This window comes from Thalassotalea algicola, assembly GCF_012932965.1.
Taxonomy (GTDB): Bacteria; Pseudomonadota; Gammaproteobacteria; order Enterobacterales; family Alteromonadaceae; genus Thalassotalea_F; species Thalassotalea_F algicola.
In genome coordinates, this window is record NZ_JABBXH010000008.1 from 19,879 (window position 1) to 40,742 (window position 20,864).

Genomic DNA, 20,864 nt, shown 5'->3' on the forward strand with positions numbered 1-20,864 from the left:
TTTTAGCCAGTTTCTGAACGCTTTTCATCTTTCCCTTCCTTCACTTAATATGAATGTAACTAAGGTGGTATCCCACATTTAATTAAATAGAAGGTTTTTAAATGGGCAAGGCGACAAAGTACGTCTCCAAAAAAGCTGATGACAACGGCTTTATCCATTGGACACAAGAAGAAAATCAAACATGGCAAGCGCTAATAGAGCGACAACTAGCCTGTATTGAAGGTAAAGCATGTAACGAGTTCATGGTGGGTTTGGAAAAGTTAAACTTACCAATTGATCGAGTTCCACAACTTGAAGAAGTTAGCAAAGTTTTAAGAGCAGAAACAGGTTGGGAATGTGCAGAAGTTCCAGCATTAATTGGGTTTGGTGAGTTTTTTAGGTTGCTATCAGAAAAGAAATTCCCTGTAGCGACTTTTATTCGTTCGAAAGAAGAGTTTGATTACTTACAAGAACCAGATATTTTTCACGAAATTTTTGGTCATTGTGCAATGCTAACCAATCCAGCATTTGCAAAATTTACAGAAGCCTATGGAAAAATTGGCCTATCTGCTAGTAAAGAAGATCGTGTATTCTTAGCTCGCCTATATTGGTTTACCGTTGAGTTTGGTCTAATGAAAACGGAAGATGGTTTGCGAATCTATGGTGGTGGGGTTCTATCATCTCCTGGAGAGACAGAATACGCAATGCAAGACGGTAATGCCGAAAGGCGCTTGTTAACTAACGAAGAGCAAGTGGTCGATGTGTTGAGAACACCATACCGCATTGATATTATGCAACCTGTGTATTTTATGATTGAAAAAATGTCAGATTTAGATGCAATAAGAGCGTTGGATTTGATGTCATTGGTTGAACAAGCTAAAGCGCTTGGCTTACATGCGCCAAAATTTCCACCTAAAGAAAAAATAGCCAGTTAAGGAATCGTAATGAGTTCAGAATTATCCATTCAAAAATGTGAAGCATGCCATGTAGATGCGCCAAGAGTTACAGATGAAGAATTAGCAGTGCTGATTAAGCAAATTCCTGACTGGGTACCTCAAGTGCGCGATGGAATTATGATGCTTGAGCGAGAGTATAAATTTAAGAATTATAAATTGGCTTGGGCATTTGCTAATAAAGTTTCAGAATTAGCGGAAGAAGAGTTTCACCACCCAGCTATTTTATTAGAGTGGGGTAAAGTAACAGTTACTTGGTGGAGTCACTCAATAAAAGGCCTACATAAAAACGATTTTATTTGCGCAGCTAAGACAGATTTATTACTAAACGAATAAATTCTTTATTATTGTACAAAATAGTTTACAATAGCCTCCATTATTTCAATGGGGGCTTTTTTTAATGCGTTTAGAAATTATTTGCATGGATCGCGTAGGGATTGCACAGCAGGTACTTGGTGTTTTTGTCGAACATAAAATTAATATCAAAGGTATCGATGCAGTCACTGAGACAGGCCACATTTATGTGCATATTCCAGATTTAGAATTTTCTGAATTACAAAGCTTTATGCCTCAATTGCGACTAATTGATGGCGTGCAAGACGTTAAAACAACGCCATTTATGCCATCAGAAAGAGAGCGTAAAGAGCTAGCAACATTAATTAAAACCTTCCCAGATCCTTTTATTTCTACTGACAGCAAAGGCAATATTCGTGGCGTTAATGATGTCGCTATTTCAATAATGGGTGAATCGTTAATAGAGGTAATTGGCGAGCAAGCTGGTAATTGGATTAAAGGCTTTAATATTAATCGATGGTTAGAGTCTGAAGAAGTGTTAGCCCAAACACGCCGACTAAAATTTAAAGACGAAGATTATGTCGCTGATATTCTGCCGGTAGACGTCTATGACGAAGAAGGCTCATCGATTATAGCTGGCGCTGTATTTATTCTAAAATCAGAGGCTCGTCTCGGCCAACAAATGAGCGCATTTAAGCAAACCAACGACAATAATTTCTCAGGTATTCAAACTACAAGCAGTGCAATGAGAAAAGTGGTGCGTGAAGCGAAACGTATGGCACTGCTTGAATCTTCCATGTTAATCGTTGGTGAAACTGGCGTCGGTAAAGAACTTGTCGCTAAAGCGTGCCATGATGCAAGTGATCGTGCCGAAAGGCCATTTATGACGTTAAATTGTGCTTCTTTACCAGATGATGTCGCAGAAACAGAATTATTTGGCTGTGGTACTCAGTCAGGTACGCCAGCAAAGCGTGGCTTATTTGAGTTGGCTGACGGTGGCACTATATTTCTCGACGAAGTAGGGGAAATGTCACCTAAACTACAAATTAAACTATTACGAGTAATTCAAGATGGTAGTTTTAGACGAGTAGATGATGAACAAGAAATCAATGTGAATGTTCGTTTTATCAGTTCAACTAACAAAGATTTACTTAACCTTATCTCTCAAGGAGAGTTCAGGGAAGATTTATATTATCGACTCAATGTTTTAGGGTTAAATATACCGTCTCTAAGGGAGAGAAGAGCTGATATCTTGCCACTTGCTGAACATTTCATTTCAAAAGCTGGACAATTAACCGGTAAATATAACTTATCAATGACAGAAGAGTGTCGAGACTTTATTGAGCACTACCCTTGGCCAGGCAATGTTAGACAATTAGAGAATGTATTAATTCGTGCTGTATCATTATTAGAAGGCACGGTGCTAGAAACTAGTCTCCTACAACTTCCTTCTTACACACGTGAACATGGTTATCTAGAGCAAGAATTTGAAGGTACATTAGATGGGGCTGTCAAAAAGTTTGAAGCAGACCTACTAAGAAAGCTGTATCCGGCCTATCCAAGCACAAGACAATTAGCAAAAAAACTAGGTTTAAGTCATACCGCGATCGCTAATAAATTGCGTGAATACGATATTAATAAAAAGACCGTAAAGATTTAAATACATACCAACATCACAGGTGGCAATGGGGTGCACAAACTCATTGTCACTTTTATTCCCTTTAAATTGGCTTTTTGCCAATAATCTCTACCAAAATGTTGTAAAGATTTGAGAACAACTTGAGTACTAGTTTAGGTTATCGTCTAGACTGGTATTTGTTCTTTGATAACGTACAATCGGCAGCATTGAACGCCATAAAAGATAAACAAAAGGTTAACTATGAAATTAGCAACGCTTAAAACAAACAGCCGCGACGGTCAATTAGTGGTAGTAAGCAAAGACTTAACTAAGGCAGTTACTGTTGAAAGTATCGCCTCGACTTTACAAATAGCAATCGATAACTGGCAGGAAATGGCGCCGAAACTTGAAGAAGTTTACCAAGCATTAAACAAAGGTGAAGTTTCTAATTCAATTGCATTTGAACAAGCGCAATGTGAATCTCCTCTTCCTCGTGCATATCAATGGGCAGACGGTAGTGCTTATGTAAACCACGTAGAGTTAGTGCGTAAAGCGAGAAATGCAGAAATGCCAGAAACATTTTGGACAGATCCATTAATGTACCAAGGTGGCTCTGATTCATTTATTGGTCCACGAGACGAAATCCCAGTCGTTTCTGAAGACTACGGAATTGATTTTGAATCTGAAGTAGCAGTAATTACAGACGACGTGCCTATGGCGTCAACGCCTGAGCAAGCTAAATCACATATCAAATTGCTTATGCTAGTAAATGATGTATCTTTGCGTAACTTAATTCCTGGCGAGCTAGCTAAAGGTTTTGGTTTCTTTTCAAGTAAGCCATCAAGTGCATTTTCTCCTGTAGCAATTACACCTGACGAATTAGGTGAAGCATGGGATGGCGCTAAATTACATTTACCGCTGACTACACACCTTAATAATGAATTATTCGGTCAACCAAATTGTGGTGTAGATATGACATTTGATTTCCCGACGATAGTTGCTCATGCAGCAAAAACCCGTCCGCTAGCAGCAGGTTGTATCGTTGGTTCTGGTACAATTTCAAACTATGATCGCTCTGCTGGTTCAAGCTGTTTAGCCGAAAAGCGCATGTTAGAAATTATTGCAGACGGTAAGCCAAGTACATCGTTTATGAAGTTTGGTGATACGGTTAGAATTGAAATGTTTGATGACAATGGCGATAGCATTTTTGGTGCAATTGATCAGCAAGTTGTTAAGTATAAAGGGGCTTAGTAGTCGATGAAGCTTTATGGATATTGGCGTTCTTCAGCAGCATATCGTGTGCGTATTGCTATGCACTTGAAAAGCATTGAATTTGATTCAATACCGGTGCACTTGGTAAAGGATGGTGGACAGCAGCATCAATCAGATTATGTTGCTATGAACCCTAATCACTTAGTACCTACGCTAGTTGATAATGAATTGGTGCTTAATCAGTCGATGGCGATAATTGATTATCTAGAACAAAAGTATCCTGACGTACCGTTATATCCAAATGACATAGCACAACGTGCAATAGTGCAAGCTATGGCGTTAGATATAGCTTGTGAAGTTCATCCAATTAATAATCTGCGCGTACAACAATATTTAGTAAATGAACTTTCGGCAACTGAGCAACAAAAAAAGCAATGGGTTGATGATTGGATTTCTCTTGGCTTTAGCGCTTTCGAGCAACAATTAGCTAAGTATTCAGGTCGATACTGCTTTGGCGATTCTATAACTATCGCTGACTTGTGCTTAGTACCACAAGTATATAATGCCGTAAGGTTTGGTGTTAACTTGTCACCGTTCCCAAATATAAAGCGCGTAGTAGACAACTGTAATCAGCACAGTGCATTTGTAAAAGCGTTACCTGAAAATCAGGATGATGCTGTTTAAATAACGAACTGTATTTGCGTTAAAAAAGAGAAGCTTAGCTTCTCTTTTTTTTTACTCCAACATAAAACTTTTTACAAAATATCTGTCTAAATAGGCGATTTATTAAGTTTAAATAGCTAAACTTAATAGTAGTTAACTAATAAAAACGATTGATTTTATTTATGACAGAACCGGAATTTTCAATAGAGCAAAATCACCCTCAGAAAGATAATAAGCTTTTGGTATGGTTAATTGTCGTTATTGCTGTAGCTGCGATCGTCATTCCTATTTATTATTATTTGAATGTAGAAAAACCTGAGCAACAGAAAGTAAAACAACAGCAGCAAACAGTGTCAGAAGTTGTCGAAGTGCAAGAGCCTGTACCTGAGACGGAGCCTGAGGTTGAGCCTGAAATTGTGCCCGTAGAATTGCCAAGTGAAGAGGAAGTCATAGAGGTAGCACCAGTGCCAGAAAAAGTGCTACCAAACCTAAATGAAAGTGATAATTGGTTAAAAGAGAAACTAACAGAGCTTACATGGCGTAAAGAACTACTACGTTTGGTTATCGATGACGATATGGTACGTCGATTAGTTGTATTTACCGATAACTTTGCTCAAGGTATCGTTTCTTATGATTATAGTCCTTTGATAAGCCCTAATTCAAAGTTCTCTGCAATTGAAAATCGTACACCAGAAGGGGATAGCAATTGGTTATGGGATGAAAGTCAAACTAAGCGTTTTGGTTTGTATGTAGACTTTCTACGCTCGTTTGAACCAGAGCAGTTAGCTGCTTGGTACGTAGAGCTAAAACCGTTAATTGATGAAGCATATCAAGAGCTAGGTTATCCAGAACAAAATTTCACTGACACTCTACAAGATGCAATTGTTCGTGTGTTAGATATGGAAATTCCTAAAGAAGATATTGAATTGATTAGACCAAGTGTCATGTATAAATTTAAAAGTGAAAGCCTAGAAAGTATGCATGAAACGGATAAGCTTTTATTGCGCATGGGTAAAGAAAACTTATTAATTATAAAGTCTTTCTTATTGGAATTTAGCGATGCACTCTCAAGAGCTGAGGCGAATAATTAGTAATGACAATAGCAGTTCCTAGTTCAGTCCCTAGAGCACGGGGTAAGGTTTCTTCGGGTATCGGAAATTTAGTGTTAAGAATATTAGGTTGGCGCCTAGTGGGGGCTATACCAGATCAACCTAAGCTTATTTTCGCAGTGGCCCCACACACGTCTAATTGGGATTTTGTCGTCGCCGTCTCTGCGATGTTACAACTTAATTTAAAAGTTAAGTTTCTTGGTAAAGCGGCTATTTTTATCGGACCATTTCGCAAAATTTTAATGAGCATTGGCGGTATACCAGTAAATCGCAGTTCTGCACACGGTGTGGTAGGTCAAATCGTTGATTTGTTTGCGCAGCAAGAACAGTTGATTTTTGGTTTAGCACCAGAAGGAACGCGCAGTAAAACAAAGGAATGGAAAACTGGCTTTTTACATATAGCAAATAAAGCTCAAGTACCAGTTGTTCCGATTACATTGGATTTTGCTTTAAAAGAAATTCGATTTTATCCAGCAGAAGAAATAGGTGACGATATACCGGCAGAATTAACACGTATTAAACGTATTTACCAAGGGGCTTGTGCAAAAAATCCACAAGCAGTTTGAATAATTGAACAATTGCTTGCAACCTTATACTGCTTTAGCGATAATCCTCGCCGTTGTTTTTAGCAATCATCTGGAAACAGTTTTATGGTGACCCTTTCGGTCCCTTCGCAATGATACTCTGTTAACCCGGCCAGGCCCGGAAGGGAGCAACCGTAGCAGACGACTCATGTGCCGAGGTGTGGCTGGAGGGGTGACCACCTAATCTTTTTCACGTAAGTAGTACCTCCTTAATACTGAACTTTTTGTCTGCATTGTCCTAAATACCTGAACATGCAAGTTGTAACTTCCAAGTTTAGCTTTTATATTATTCTAATTCGCTTAAGATCCCATGGAAGAAATGAGCAGTCCTTCTACTAATAACGCAGCTTACTTTGAACTGATGCCAGGCAAGGCCTTAGATATTCAATTTAGTCATCCTGTAAACTTACGTATTAAAACATCTCTTATCGGTTATGAAGTCGGTAAATATATTATATTGAAGCATCCAGAGCCGACTAGGATGCAGAGCTATAAAGATGTTTTAGTGGAAGGAAATGTTGCTATCGTTCGTTATATTCTTGAAGGAACGCAGGGGCAGTGTTGTGCATTTAAATCATCAATTAAGCATGTGGTAAAACACCCTCAGAAACTAATCTTTCTTGAATTTCCTCAAAAAATTGAAAATCGAGAATTGCGCCTACATCAGCGTTTCGTGACACATCTACCTGCAAATATTTTATCAATTGCTGAAGTAGATAACGATCGAACAAAAATAAGCGGCATCATTAGTGATATTTCAGCGAAAGGGTGTGGCTTTTCATTCAAAAGTGATAATGCCAAGCTAAAGGTCAACAAGACTGCGGTAAATATTCAGGTTTCTTTGGGCAATAATAAAAATATTGAGATACCAGCCCATGTTTGTAACAGTCGATACGAGCAAGGAAAGATTTTTGTAGGAATTCAATTTCAAGATGCCGAGCAACAAGTTAAGCAAATACTTGAACACTTGCTGATCGACAATGATTTTTAACAGCTAATAATCTATTCGTTACTCTCTATGAGCCTTCATAAACTCTAAGCCCTTTTGCACGGCAACTTTTACTTTGCTTTCCATTTCAAATCGCTCTGAAGCGGGCAAATAAAACGCCATATCTACTTCATGGCGTATATATCGTGTTGGAAGTTGGTTTAACACAATACAGGTTAGATCGGCGACAAAGTCGGACTCATATTTATCTTCAATACCTAGCTCATCAAATTGCTCACCCACTAAGTTTTCGTAATAGTTATGAATGTCATCAGAAATTTTCATTACTGTCCTCATTATTCTTCATTTATTGATTACAGCCTAACCTGAGTTCTCAAAAAAAGCTAACGGAATCCTTTGAATAAGTGTATAAATTCAACGGGGAAACAAACATGACAGAAAAATGAAAAAAAATATTGAACCATGTTATTACGGTGACTATTTACAGCTCACCAAATTTTTAGACAGCCAAAAACCAGTAAGCGGTAAATATGGCGAAGAAGCACATGATGAAACGTTATTTATTATAGTGCATCAAGCGTATGAGCTTTGGTTTAAGCAAATATTGCACGAACTATCATCAGTGATGGCGGTTTTTGCTAAAGACGATGTAAAAGACCAACAACTGACAACCGTTGTTCACCGGTTAAAAAGAGTGATTAAAATTCAAGGGTTACTTAATCAACAAATTGAAATAATGGAAACGATGACGCCACAAGACTTTTTATCGTTTAGAAATTACTTAGTACCAGCGTCAGGTTTTCAAAGCATTCAATTTAAAGTCTTGGAAATTAGCTTAGGGTTAAAGTCGAGATTTAGAATAGATTTTGATAAGCAGTCTTTTTACAACCGGCTAACTGAGGAGCACCAAGAGTTTTTAAAAGCATTAGAACAGCAACCTAGCTTGTTCGAGCGTGTAGAGACTTGGTTGGAGCGCATGCCGTTTTTAGAATTTGGTGATTTTAATTTTTGGAAGATTTACCAAGAAGCTACCGATCAAATGCTGGATCAAGAGCTCGAGATTATAAAAGCCAATGATATGCTTTCTGAAATAGAACAAGCGCAACAAATAAAAGAACATAAGGCTACTCGAGCTAATTTTGAAGCCTTGTTAGATAAGGATAAATTTGAAGCGGTAAGGCAAGCTGGGCGATTTCGTCTGTCTCAGCGTGCGACACTCTCGGCTTTGTTTATTAGCATGTATCGTGATCAACCCGTGTTCAATTTACCATTCCAATTTTTAACATGCTTGACTGAAATTGATGAGATGCTGACATTATGGCGCTATAAGCACATGATGATGGTACAACGGATGCTGGGGAGTAAAATTGGGACGGGCGGTTCATCTGGTCACGACTACCTGCGCCGGACCACTGAAAGTAATCGGGTATTTCAAGACTTTTTTAATTTAGCTACTTTCTTATTACCGACAGACGCACTGCCAACTTTACCGGAAGAAGTGAATAAGGCACTAGGTTATTACTTTAGTCAAAATTAGCATAACTGGGTTAAGAAGGTGGCTTAAAACTAAACTTAAGCCACCACAAATAGATGAAAGGGTAAATAAATTATCTTGGTTATAACCAGGCTTGATAGGCAAGATTAAGGGAAATACCAATAACAACAAGTATGAAAATAGGTCTGATAAATTTGCTGCCAAATTTAATGGCAGAATGTGCGCCGACCCAAGCACCAACCATCATAAACACTCCCATTGCAATGCCTAGCAATAAGTTGACATGTCCAAGGTAGATGAAAGTAAACAGTGAGCAGATATTACTAACAAAGTTGCATGATCTTGCAAGCCCGCTACTAAGCAGCAAATTCATTTTATATAGAACTGAACTGGACGCCATCCAAAATGCACCTGTACCAGGTCCTGCAACCCCATCATAAAACCCTAAAATGCTACCTTGTACCGATTGCTTAATTGTTAAACGTTTAGTGAACTTAGGTAAACCAAGCTCATCATTACAGGCGTTTTTAGCGAAAAGTGTATATAAGGCGGTTAGCATTATCAGTATAGGTAGGCCTTTTTCTAATAATTCCGTCGATATGTAACTGACAATTATGGTGCCAATAATAGCACCTATTGCTGTATAGATAAGCGCATAGCGCCAAAATATGGGGTTAAAAAGCTTTTTCTTATAAAAAGTAACAGAGGCGGTTGAAGAGCCAAACGTTGAAGCAAGTTTATTCGTACCTAGTGCGACATGAGGAGGTAGGCCTGAAGCAAGCAAGGTTGGTACGGTAAGCATTCCGCCACCACCTGCAATAGCGTCAATAAACCCAGCGACAAAACCAACACTACAAATGGTAACCCACATGGTAATGTCTAACATCGACTCCATTTAAACGCCCTAGTTAAGAGAAAGCGCGAGTATAGCATAGTCATTAACCTTGCAACTGACTAAAAAAGCATAATTAATTTCAATAAATTAAAAAAATTCATTTGTTTGTTGGAAAAACGTACATATTAAAAGATGTCACAAATGAACAAAGAGAAGTCCTAACAAATAGTTGCCTCTGTTACAAAATCACCGGATTTAATAAATTCATGAATCGTTCATGAAAGTTTACAAGCTACTTTTAAGATGATTTCTGTTAACAAACTCATCCGTCCAGATTGATTGGAAATGCTGTGTGTATAATCCATATTTCTTTCTTAGACATTGTTTTTATTGGCTTGTTGGGGACGAATTGTTTGTAGTGGTGCTTTTTTAGTTGTTGAATTATTCGACAGCAATGTAAATAAATATGATAAATAAACGTCGGGAAAGTTTGCTTTTATAGCGCAGTTTGCATTGTGAATAAATGTAATTAAACGTTGCTAATTGTTAGTTTTGTTGCTGATTGGTTATAAATGGGTGTTGACGCTGTAATTGAATTCCGTTTAATATCCTATGCGACAGATCAGGTCCTAGACCCGTATATAAAAAACTTAACAAGGCAATATAGCCTTGAACTTAAAAACTAAAATCACGAAAGTGATCCAGGGAGTATACAATGTATCAAAATAATAAGCTCACTCGAGCTGTTAGACTTGCTATTGCGGCTGGTGCTGCAACTACAGCAATGGCGATGCCTACTTCTGTAGCATTCGCTGAAGAAGCTGCTGAAGAAAGCGTAGAACGTATTCAGGTAACTGGTTCTCGTATTAAGCGTCAAGAATTAACGGCTGTAACGCCAATCATCGAAGTAGACGCACAAGAATTCGCAATCTCTGGTAACTTAAACGTTGAGCAAAAGCTTGCTGAGTTACCTTCAACTCTTCCTTCATTTGGTCCTAGCTCAAACAACCCAGGTGATGGTACAGCAACAGTTAACTTACGTGGTTTAGGTACTTCACGTACTTTAGTAATGGTTAACGGTCGTCGTTGGGTTCCTTCACGTCAAGATGGTGTTGTGGATTTAAACACAATCCCAGCTTCATTAATCGAGAACGTTGAAATCATCACTGGTGGTGCTTCTGCGGTATACGGTTCTGACGCGTTAGGTGGTGTTGTTAACTTCAACATGAAAGACGATTTCGAAGGCGTTGAATTTTCAACTCTTTACGACGTAACTACTGAAGGTGATGCAGAGAAGTTCAACCTAGATATGACGATGGGTGGTAACTTTGCAGATGACCGTGGTAACGCTGTACTTTATTTAGGTTACTCACAACGTGAAGCTTTATTCCAAGGCGACCGTGATTTCTCTAACGTTGCTTTAACTGAAAGCGGCGATGAATTAGTAGCTGGTGGTTCATCAGGTGTTCCTGGTACACGTATCTGGGGTGGTCCAACTCTAGCTGACGGTACTGTTGTTGGTACTTTCGGTCCAAACGGTGAAGGTTTACCATGGGTAGAACCAGATTCACGTTTTAACTACGCACCAGATAACTTCTTACAGTTACCTCAAGAGCGTTACTCAGCAAGTGCATTCGCTCACTTCTACGTGACAGATGAGCACCGTATTTACTCTGAAGTTTCTTTCATCCGTAACTACGTTCCACAAGAATTAGCACCAACTCCTGCGTTCACAACTGTTGAACTTAACCCGAACTCAGTATTCTTCGATCAAGCAGTACGTGATGCTTGGGGCTTAGAGAGCGGTGAAACGGTTTCTGCATTCGTTGGTCGTCGTATGGTTGAGAATGGTTCACGTCAATCTTTAGATACTCGTGATGCATTCCGTATTTTATTAGGTGTTGATGGTTACATTAATGACGATTGGTCATACGATGTTTACTATAGCCGTTCAATGCTAGATCAATCTAACCTTCTTAACAATGACGTTGCAGCGTCTCGTTTCCGTCAAGCAGTATTAGTTACTGACGATGGTACAGCGTGTCAAGATCCTTCAGGCGGTTGTGTACCGATGAACATCTTTGGTGCTGGTAACATCTCTCAAGAAGCTGTTGATTTCGTAAACGTTGGTGCAGCTAACGTTACATCTGTAATTCAAGAAGTATTCATGGCTAACGTTGCTGGTACTACTCCTTGGACTTTACCAGGTGCTCAAGAGCCAATTGGTATGGTATTTGGTTTCGAGAAGCGTCAAGACGAATCTTCTTTCCGTCCAGATGAGTTCTTAGCTGGTGGTGACGTATTAGGTTTCAACGCTGGTGAAGCAACTATCGGTAACTACTCTTCAGATGAATTCTTCACAGAGATTTCAATTCCAGTATTATCTGGTAAAGCATTTGCTGAAGACTTAAGCCTATGGGGTGCTGCACGTTTCGCAGATTACTCTAACATCGGTAACGTTGAGTCTTTCGCTGCTGCAATTAACTGGGCGCCAGCTGAGTGGGTTTCTACTCGTGTAGGTTTCCAACAAGCGGTACGTGCTCCTAACGTTTCTGAATTATTCCTAGGTGCTTCAAACGGCTTCCCAGGTGCAACGGATCCATGTGCTAGCAACGGTTTCCAACCTGGTATTACTGACGTAGCACTTTGTGAAGCAACTGGTGTTGCTCCAGGTATGGTTGGTAACTTCGAACAAGCTAACTCACAAATCGAAGGTTCATTCGGTGGTAACCAAGACCTATCTGAAGAAACTTCAGATACATTAACTCTTGGTGTTGTTGTTCAACCAATGGACGGCTTAGATTTCACTATCGATTACTTCTCAATCGAAATTGAAGACGCTATTGCTTCTTACGGTGTAAACAACACACTTAACGTTTGTTACAACGTTGTTCAAGACATCAATGATGAAACTTGTCAAAACATCCAACGTCGTGCTGACGGTAACGTTTCTCTTGTTCAGTCACTTAACGCTAACATTGGTTTAATTGAAACTTCTGGTATTGACTTCAACATTACTTACAACACAGAGTTTGACTTTGGTTTCTTCGGTAATGGTTCAAGCTTAAATGTTCAATTCCGTTCTACTTACTTAGACAAGTTCGAAGTAACGCCAATTGCAGCATTACCAGACACAGTGAACAAGTGTGACGGTTACTTCGGTAACACTTGTGGTGTTCCACGTCCTGAGTTCCAATCTAATACTCGTATTAACTGGACAACTGGTGACTTAACACTATCTGCATTAGTACGTTACATCGGTGAAACTGAAGATGACCAATTAATGGTTGATGAAGATTTATCTGCATCAGACTTAGTTGTTCCTGAGTTAGATTCTAAAATCTACTTAGACTTAAGTGCTTCTTACATCGTAAGCGATGCATTAAAAGTTAACTTCGGTGTTAAGAATGTTCTTGACGAAGAGCCACAAGCACTTGGTGATTCTCAGCAACAAGCTAACACATTCCCTGAGTTATACGATGTATTCGGTCCACGCGTATTCTTAAGCGGTACATACACATTTAACTAATCATTTGTTTAACAAATAGATTAATTAATAAGTGATATAAATGGTCAACTTCGGTTGGCCATTTTTTTTGCCTAAAATTCGGTAATTTTCTTAACTTTTAGTTGGCTATGGCGCTGTTATTGAGGCGAGATTACATTACAATGCTGTGATACAAGAATTCAGATATGTTTTATGTTTAATAATCAGCAGCAGCTTTTAAATGAATTAAACAGAATGCAGCAGATGCTTCAAAAGCAGCAAGCGGCTGATGTAATTAGTACTTTTGAACGATTAGAGAAAGACTACCCTAATCAACCGGATTTGCTTCATCTCGCGGCTTTAGCGTTTAAACAGATTAATAAGTTTAACGAATCGAAATCATGTTTCGAGCGCAGTTTAAAGGCTAACGATAAACAACCTTTTGTCCATAATAACTTTGCCAATTTATTACTAGCAAAAGAGTTGTTTTATGAAGCCGAATCGCATTATAAAAAAGCGATAGCCTTAAAGGGTGACTATCTTGATGCATGGAAAAATTTGGCAATAGCATCTACAGAGCAACGTAAGTTTTCTCAAGCAACAGAAGCCGTAGACAAGGCTTTAGGTTTTAATGCTCATGATACGTCGTTGTTGACTATTAAAGGTAATATCTTTAAAGCTCAAGAAGACTTTGATAACGCGATTAAAACCTATCAACAGGTATTACAACTTAACCCAAACTATTTCAAAGCACTGCACAATCTTGGTGTCACTTATAAGCTTATAGAACAGCACGATTATGCTATTGCCTGCTTTAACAAAGCAAAAGAAATAGCGCCTTCAGTTAGTGAAGTAGATTTCAATTTGGCCAATACTTATTTTGAACTCGGTCATTATCAACAGGCAGAGCAAAATTATTGGAGTGCACTGAATAAAAGGCCAAACGATATAGAGGTACATCAAACATTAAATGAGTTCTATTGGCAGCAAAATAATAAGGCGAATTTTGGCAAGAGTTTTCAACAAGTAATAGCGCATTTACCTAATGATATTGCCTTAAGACACGCCTATGCAGAGTCGATTTTTTCTGCCGGTGACTATGAAAATGCTGAACGTATTATTAAGGGCGTTCAGGGTGACGAATATGATAGCCGCTTGCTTCATACTCTTGGAAAAATTGAAGCGGTTAGAGGACAAAATAAAGAGGCTGTATGTCTATTTGAGCAATCGCTATTGCAAGGGTTTAATCTAGATACGGCATTAGATCTTATTAATTTAGCTATTGTCGAAGCAGATTACGATAAGGCATTATATTTCATCGAACAAGCTGAGCTTCGAGAGCCTTTGAATCAGCTATTACTCGCTTATAAAGGAACCTGTTGGCGCTTAACGAATGATGAGCGTCATTATTGGCTAAATGATTATGAACGATTTGTTCGACCATATCAGCTAGCAGTACCAAATGGTTATAGCAATTTATCGGACTTTCTCAATGAACTTGAAAGCGTCTTGCTCTCGATGCACCAACTTGACCAAGCTCCTTTAAAGCAAACGTTAAAAAACGGTACTCAAACGCCAGGTAGGCTGTTACATAAGAAACAGCCTGTAATAGAGCTACTAAAGAATGGCCTTAGTGAAATAGTTACTGAGCATATTACATCGTTGCCTGATGATAATTCACATCCCTTATTAAGTCGTAAGTCTCGTCAATTTTCCTTTGCTGGCTCTTGGTCGGTAAAGTTACAACCTAATGGCTTCCATGTTAATCATGTGCATCCAGCGGGGTGGCTTAGTTCATCATTCTATATTCGTATGCCAGAGCTTAGTGAGCAGCAGCAATTTGCCAACGCTGGTGCAATAAAGTTTGGGGAGACTTCTATGTCACTGGGTGAAAGAGAAGAAGTCGCGAAAATTATTGCTCCGTCACCAGGCACTTTGGCATTGTTTCCTTCTTATATGTGGCATGGAACGATTCCATTTGAAAGCGACAATGACGAGTTTCGCCTTACCTCTCCGTTCGATGTTGTACCAATATAAAAGTTAATAATAATGAAAGATAAACATAGTGCTTGGAGTCAATACTGGTCTGCGAATAAAAATAGCTGTATTGGCAGTCATGAAGAGCAAAAGTTGGTAGATAGGCTTTGGCAATCTTGGCTAGCTACGATAGCTTCTGGTGGAAAAGTACTAGATTTAGCAACTGGAAATGGCGCCGTTATTCACTCTATGCTTGCTGCAGGTACCAGTCATACTTTTACTGCCGTTGATTATGCCGATATAAAGCCAAATATGAATCAACTGTCCTTTCCTGAGAATGTCGAATTCACAGCGAATATCGATATAGCATTATTACCATTTAGCGACGAGTCTTTTGACGGGATATCGAGTCAATTTGGATTTGAGTACGCAGATATATCTAAAGCAAGTGCTGAATTGGTTCGTGTTTTGAAAAAAGAAGGCAGATTTCAACTGATTGTCCATCATCAAACAAGTGAAATTTTAAAGGCTAATATTACTCGTCTAGATGAGATTGCTTGGTTAATAGAAGAGCAGGGAGTCATTGATTCTGCAATCGCATATGTCCATGGAAGCATAAGCCAAACGTCACTAGAAAAAATAGGGCAAGAGTATTTGTCACAGCATCACGGAAAGTTAACTAAAACTATTTCAGGTAATGTGTTTGAGTCAATAAACCAAGCCGTTTTAGATTATTATTCTGATAACAAGACTCGTGCTACACAGTCTATAAAGCTTTTACAAGCAAGGTTGCAGGGGGAGTTTAGCCGTTTAACACAACTTGCAGACGTAGCAATGTCGAAAGACGCAGTAGACAAATTAGTAACTCGCTTTGAAAACTTAGGTGCTAAAGCCGATGCTACTGAATTAAAAACAGCTGATGAATTAACTTTAGGTTGGCATTTAACGGGTTCTCGCAAATGAATACTTTAGAGCGAATAGATGTATTGTTTAAACAACAGCAAAACAAAGAAGCTTTTTCGTTACTTTTAAAGTATGTAGAAGAACACCCAAAAGATCAGCAACAAGCTTATCGCTTAGCGATAGTCTCAGAACAAATCGGCACGATAGAACAAACTCAACAAGCGTACCTTAATTGTTTAAAGGTGTGCCCGAATAATGCTTTAGCTTACTTATATGCTGGAACGTTTTTTCTAGCGATTAACTTTGAAGACAAGGGCTTGGCAATCTTGGTAGTTGGTGAGCAACTAGATTCGAAAATTACAACTTTATATCGATATGAAAATGTTGAAATGCAGACAAGAGAACGTTCTTACAAAGCTGATATGGCGTTAAGGAACTTTTATACTAGTCAACATCAAAATCAAGTAGGAAACGCCCAAAGCCTACAAAATGTAGCTCAGGCTATATGGCCGCAAACGCATAATGCAAATTTTCAATATCATGTTGAGCATCAGCGTCCGCATTTGTTCTATCTTCCTCATCTTACTGCAAAACCATTTTGGCAAGAATGTAGTGCGTTTGATGTTGCAGGAATTGAAAGTAACTTAGCAGAATTAAAAAATGAATTTCTAGCACTGGTTGACCATATTGACGACTACGGAGAGCCATATTTAGGCGACGAATATAAGCAGCTAGGTTTTGATAAATTGGCGGGAAGTACGAATTGGACCGCGCTACATATTTATAAAGGTGGTCAGCTAAATGAATTATTAGCGGATAAACTACCTGTCACATTATCTACGCTAAGGCAACTACCTTTATACAAATTGAATGATAACCCGTTTGAGGTGTTTTATTCAGTGCTTAAAGGTGGGCAGCATATTACTCCACATTACGGTTTATCAAACCATAGTTTAACAGTACATTTCCCTTTAATCGTTCCTGGAGAAGGTTATATAAAAGTTGCGGATGAACAAGTTCAGTGGCAAGAAGGTGAAATTGTCGCTTTTGATGATTCTTACATTCATGAAGCAGTTAATCATAGTGAGCAAATGCGTGTGGTATTAATTTTTTCTGTTTGGCACCCTGAGCTAACTTTAGATGAACAGGCGGCAATCAGGCGCTCTTTTAGCGCCCGAAAAGAGTGGCAAAAAAACCAAAAAAATTACGTAGATAACTTATTGTAAGCCTCAGTAAAAGGTTTTAATTGCAGGCTATAATTTGTAGAAAAACCTATTTTACTTCGATTAATTGGCTTTCTTACTTGGACTTCACTAAAAGTAAAACTTGGAACTGCTTGTTTATAGAAATTTAAATACTCTTGTTGCCAAGGTAAGTTTAAAAAATCAAAAAGTAATTTTGCTTGCTCAGTTGGTGCTTCAACAAGATTTTGATAATCCAAGTCATATACTTGTTTGGGGAAAACTTTCTTCCAATAATCCATTAGTTTATTCGCTTCGGCTACTGCGTGAGCAATTGATGGTAAGTCGCATGCATAGCTGTGGTAGTCATTAAATTGCTGGCAGTATATCGACAACGCTAAATCTTGCGGTGCTCTGCGCATTTGAATTATTTTAGCAGCTGGGAATGTTGCCAAAATCGCACCTACGAATCGGAAGTTATGTGGCATTTTGTCAATAACAATATTGTTATCTATACCGATAAATTTTTGGTAGTTCTCAACTAGTTCATTTGCATTAGCTTTTAAGTAATTACCAACCTCTGCTTGAGGCATATGTTGTAATAACTGTTCAAAAGTGGCTGATATTCCGTTACTTTCATTAACGCTTATTGCGCCAGGGTTCTGACTTAAAAGCCTATTAACTAACGTGGTGCCTGAGCGCGGCATACCGACAATAAATACGTTGTTTGTTGTTTCTAGCTGTGATTTTTCAACATATTTGAACGCTTTTAATTGTTCATATTCTTGCTGTACAACGCTAGGGCTGTATTGTTTTTGAGCATCAATTAGCTCTTTACGTTGACTTTCATTGGCTTTAATAAATGCTTGAAATGCATTCTTAAACTGTTGGCGTTTTTCATAGGCTTTGCCAAGTGTGTATAAATTTTGTCGACTTTCAAAAGAGGTCTCATTACTAGTATCAATTAAACTACTTAATTGCTCTACAAGCAAAGACTGCTGTTTATCGTCACCAAATTCGCCTACGACTTGCCATGCGATTGAAGCGTTAGAGCTAATTTCCAAAATTCGACTGGCAAAAGCTAGTGCCTGTTCTTTATTATGATTTAAGCGTGCTAACTTGCAGCGCAATATCAGTACTTGGATATTATTAGCCATATCGCTGCTCACTTTATTTAACGCGAACTCGGCGTTTTCTTTTTGCTGAGCGAGTAAATATAGATCGGCCATTCTTATGTAATTATCATTATCAGGCTTGAGCATTATTAGTTGTTCAAATAGTGGAATTGCTAAAGAAAAGTTCAGTGTTTTGCCATAGCAAATTGCTAAGTTATTGAGTACTTCATAGTTATTAGGAAATTGCTTCTTTAGCTGGTTTAATCGCGTTATTGCATTTGTCCAATCGCCCAAGGCCATATGACTCTGCACGAGTAATATAGCTAACTGAGGAGTCTCCTGTGTATTGCGCTCGATAATAGCGATGGTGTGTTTGTAGGCATTAAGTGAAAATGCAAGCTGTGCGTAAGGGGCAATAAAGTCAGAATTTGAGGGAATTGATTGTATTACTCTTGCTAAAAGTTCAGTTGCCTTATCAATTAGGTTAACGTGTTTAAGGCACAGGATGTAATTAAAACTAATATCTAACGCACTAGGCTCAATTGCGAGTGCACGTTCAAATAATGGAAGTGCAGATGCAAAGTCTTGTTGCTGCATTTTTACTGTCGCTAACCCATAAAGCGCGTCAATACTTGTTTGCTGATTTACGATACTTTGATATAGCGTTGATGCTTGTTCTAGTTGTCCAGACTGATGAGCTTGTTCTGCTTGATTTAAAATTTGATTTATATTCATGAAAGCGTCTTTTGCGCTAAAGATAATCTTCTACTTCAGTAACTCTCGATGATACTATACGAAAATCTAATAGTTAATGTATTTATGTGGCTAGTTAATGAACATTACATCTTCTCTATCGCTTTCTAGAGAAAGACCTGAAATAGAATTAATCAATTTCTTTCAAAAAAACAGATTTGTTAAAGTGCCGAATGCTTTAACCGATAAGTCTGCTCAGTTATTGAAAAGTCATATTCATCAACAAAAAGAGTGGAATTTAGTTTTTAATCACAATGGTCAGCATCAAGACTTAAATGCTATTGCCGTAGAGAGCTGGACAAGTCAGCAAAAAGACGATCTGAATAATATTGTCAATCAACAAGCGAGCGAAGGTTTCCAGTACCTTTATGAGAACATTCCATTATATGACATTTATCATGACAACCTACTACCAGGCCATTTTTTTAATCAAATTATTGAATTTTTAAATACCGATAAAACCATCAATTTTTTTCGCCAGTTGTTATCTTCACCCGAGATAAACTTTGCCGATGGGCAAATTACTCGATATGGTCAAGGGCATTTTTTAAATGTTCATGATGACAATGTGGACGACAAAAATCGTATTGCGGCATTTGTTATCAATTTAACTGAAGATTGGCGGGCAGATTGGGGAGGGGCATTACACTTGTTAGATAAACAAGGGCAAATTACTAACAGTTTTCTGCCGACATTTAATGAAATTAACATCTTTAAAATTCCAGTAGATCATTATGTTGGTTACGTCAGTCCTTTTGCTCAGAATAAAAGAGTCTCAATAACAGGCTGGCTGCGCAGCGGCGACAACCCAAAACAAAAATAAGGAGTCATTTTGATTCAAACATCTTTACACCAGGACTCGTTGAGTGCGTTAAAAGACGCTTTCGATGGACAAGGCATTGTACGAATTTTCAATTTTCTAGAACCTGAAGCAGCTCACGAGTTGTCGACTCATATCGCAGAGAAAGTCGCATTTAAAAATGCTTTTTTTCTTAATAATCAAAATCGTGAAGCAAGTGACGAAGAAATTGCTAATCTGTCAGTTGAAGAAAGGCGAAACTTGTACCGTGGCATTTATCAATTAGCAGGGCAAGGTACTGGTTTTCTTTATGGTCGACATAAAGTAAGTCAAGATAGCGACGACGTTCTTACCGAATTTTTGTCTAAGTTAAATGAAACGTCTTGTATTGATTTGATAAGAGATATCACCGGAAATAAAGTCGTAAGCCACGCTGATGCACAGGTGACGCGATACCGAGTAGGTGATTTTTTAACCCGTCATATAGATAATATCCCAGGTGAGACACGCAGATTTGCTTATGTTTTAGGCTTGAGTCCACAATGGCACCCAGATTGGGGCGGCTTGTTACAACTTTTTGAACAAAATGGTACACCCACAAGTTCATATATGCCGGTTTTTAATTCGTTGACAGTGTTTGATGTAAACAAAGTCCACTCCGTAACGTCTGTAGCACCGTTCTCACCGCAGAGTAGATACTCTATTACTGGCTGGTTTCGAGCGTAATTAACATTATATTAACGACATGTGTTGTACGAATTGTAAGCGATTGTGTATTTAGATTTGACTTACTACGAATGAATTAGTAAAACATGTGTCTGCAATTTTATAAGTTGAAAAGGATAGTATATTAGCCAAACACAAAATTACTCGAATTATTAATAAAATTTTGGTGAGTTTAATAAATTGTTTTAGCCTTGTTGCTAAAAGCCCTTAAAGCGAAACAGTTTAGTAAATT

The 20,864-nt window shown here is 38.3% G+C and carries 18 protein-coding genes and 1 other RNA gene; 16 read left to right on the plus strand and 3 right to left on the minus strand.

What is annotated here, in order from left to right; all coding sequences use genetic code 11:
- Window positions 1-101: 101 nt before the first annotated feature.
- From phhA to HII17_RS17585, 9 genes are all read left to right on the plus strand, one after another.
- Window positions 102-914: a phenylalanine 4-monooxygenase gene (gene phhA, locus HII17_RS17545; protein ID WP_169076677.1), complete on the plus strand. Its 813-nt coding sequence runs from the start codon at window positions 102-104 to the stop codon at window positions 912-914.
- A gap of 9 nt (window positions 915-923) precedes the next feature.
- A complete protein-coding gene (locus HII17_RS17550; RefSeq protein WP_169076678.1) occupies window positions 924-1,268 on the plus strand; it encodes a 4a-hydroxytetrahydrobiopterin dehydratase in 345 nt (114 codons plus the stop codon).
- Between the two features lie 64 nt (window positions 1,269-1,332).
- Window positions 1,333-2,886, plus strand: a complete 1,554-nt coding sequence (gene tyrR, locus HII17_RS17555; RefSeq protein ID WP_169076679.1) for a transcriptional regulator TyrR — start codon at window positions 1,333-1,335, stop codon at window positions 2,884-2,886.
- A 219-nt stretch (window positions 2,887-3,105) separates the two neighbouring features.
- The gene (locus HII17_RS17560; RefSeq protein ID WP_169076680.1) at window positions 3,106-4,095 is read left to right on the plus strand and encodes a fumarylacetoacetate hydrolase family protein; all 990 of its coding nucleotides are present in this window, start codon (window positions 3,106-3,108) and stop codon (window positions 4,093-4,095) included.
- A 6-nt stretch (window positions 4,096-4,101) separates the two neighbouring features.
- Window positions 4,102-4,740 (plus strand): maleylacetoacetate isomerase, encoded by a 639-nt coding sequence (gene maiA / locus HII17_RS17565; RefSeq protein ID WP_169076681.1) that lies wholly within the window; start codon window positions 4,102-4,104, stop codon window positions 4,738-4,740.
- Between the two features lie 161 nt (window positions 4,741-4,901).
- Complete coding sequence (locus HII17_RS17570) at window positions 4,902-5,810, plus strand: DUF3014 domain-containing protein (protein WP_169076682.1); 909 nt, start codon at window positions 4,902-4,904, stop codon at window positions 5,808-5,810.
- Window positions 5,811-5,812: 2 nt separating this feature from the next.
- Window positions 5,813-6,394, plus strand: coding sequence for a 1-acyl-sn-glycerol-3-phosphate acyltransferase (locus HII17_RS17575; RefSeq protein WP_169076683.1), 582 nt, complete (start codon window positions 5,813-5,815; stop codon window positions 6,392-6,394).
- 94 nt (window positions 6,395-6,488) lie between these two features.
- Window positions 6,489-6,585: signal recognition particle sRNA small type (ffs, locus tag HII17_RS17580), an RNA gene on the plus strand.
- 137 nt (window positions 6,586-6,722) lie between these two features.
- Window positions 6,723-7,403, plus strand: a complete 681-nt coding sequence (locus HII17_RS17585; RefSeq protein WP_235938929.1) for a flagellar brake protein — start codon at window positions 6,723-6,725, stop codon at window positions 7,401-7,403.
- An 18-nt stretch (window positions 7,404-7,421) separates the two neighbouring features.
- Here the strand turns inward: HII17_RS17585 and HII17_RS17590 are convergent, their stop codons facing one another.
- On the minus strand, window positions 7,422-7,685 hold the full coding sequence (locus tag HII17_RS17590) for a late competence development ComFB family protein (RefSeq protein ID WP_169076684.1): 264 nt from the start codon (window positions 7,683-7,685) through the stop codon (window positions 7,422-7,424).
- A gap of 118 nt (window positions 7,686-7,803) precedes the next feature.
- Here HII17_RS17590 and HII17_RS17595 point away from each other — a divergent pair, with 118 nt between their 5' ends.
- Window positions 7,804-8,898, plus strand: coding sequence for a tryptophan 2,3-dioxygenase family protein (locus HII17_RS17595; RefSeq protein WP_169076685.1), 1,095 nt, complete (start codon window positions 7,804-7,806; stop codon window positions 8,896-8,898).
- Between the two features lie 79 nt (window positions 8,899-8,977).
- Here the strand turns inward: HII17_RS17595 and HII17_RS17600 are convergent, their stop codons facing one another.
- Entirely contained in the window at window positions 8,978-9,751 is a 774-nt protein-coding gene (locus HII17_RS17600; RefSeq protein WP_169076686.1) for a sulfite exporter TauE/SafE family protein, read from the minus strand.
- Between the two features lie 655 nt (window positions 9,752-10,406).
- On the opposite strand from HII17_RS17600, the gene HII17_RS17605 reads away from it, so the two are divergent.
- The 4 genes from HII17_RS17605 to HII17_RS17620 all read left to right on the plus strand — a co-directional run bounded on the left by HII17_RS17605 (window position 10,407) and on the right by HII17_RS17620 (window position 17,284).
- On the plus strand, window positions 10,407-13,220 hold the full coding sequence (locus HII17_RS17605; RefSeq protein WP_169076687.1) for a TonB-dependent receptor domain-containing protein: 2,814 nt from the start codon (window positions 10,407-10,409) through the stop codon (window positions 13,218-13,220).
- 171 nt (window positions 13,221-13,391) lie between these two features.
- Window positions 13,392-15,215 carry a putative 2OG-Fe(II) oxygenase gene (locus HII17_RS17610; protein ID WP_169076688.1) on the plus strand — a complete coding sequence of 608 codons (1,824 nt, stop codon included), beginning with the start codon at window positions 13,392-13,394 and terminating at the stop codon, window positions 15,213-15,215.
- 12 nt (window positions 15,216-15,227) lie between these two features.
- Window positions 15,228-16,118, plus strand: a complete 891-nt coding sequence (locus HII17_RS17615; protein WP_169076689.1) for a class I SAM-dependent methyltransferase — start codon at window positions 15,228-15,230, stop codon at window positions 16,116-16,118.
- Window positions 16,115-17,284: an aspartyl/asparaginyl beta-hydroxylase domain-containing protein gene (locus HII17_RS17620; RefSeq protein ID WP_169076690.1), complete on the plus strand. Its 1,170-nt coding sequence runs from the start codon at window positions 16,115-16,117 to the stop codon at window positions 17,282-17,284. The genes HII17_RS17615 and HII17_RS17620 overlap by 4 nt, the downstream gene beginning before the upstream one ends.
- Here HII17_RS17620 and HII17_RS17625 read toward each other — a convergent pair.
- Window positions 17,263-19,089 (minus strand): tetratricopeptide repeat-containing sulfotransferase family protein, encoded by a 1,827-nt coding sequence (locus tag HII17_RS17625; protein WP_169076691.1) that lies wholly within the window; start codon window positions 19,087-19,089, stop codon window positions 17,263-17,265. The genes HII17_RS17620 and HII17_RS17625 overlap by 22 nt on opposite strands.
- A gap of 97 nt (window positions 19,090-19,186) precedes the next feature.
- Between HII17_RS17625 and HII17_RS17630 the strand changes: the two genes are divergently transcribed.
- Entirely contained in the window at window positions 19,187-19,930 is a 744-nt protein-coding gene (locus HII17_RS17630) for a 2OG-Fe(II) oxygenase (protein WP_169076692.1), read from the plus strand.
- 9 nt (window positions 19,931-19,939) lie between these two features.
- Window positions 19,940-20,632 carry a 2OG-Fe(II) oxygenase gene (locus HII17_RS17635; protein ID WP_169076693.1) on the plus strand — a complete coding sequence of 231 codons (693 nt, stop codon included), beginning with the start codon at window positions 19,940-19,942 and terminating at the stop codon, window positions 20,630-20,632.
- Window positions 20,633-20,864: the final 232 nt, after the last annotated feature.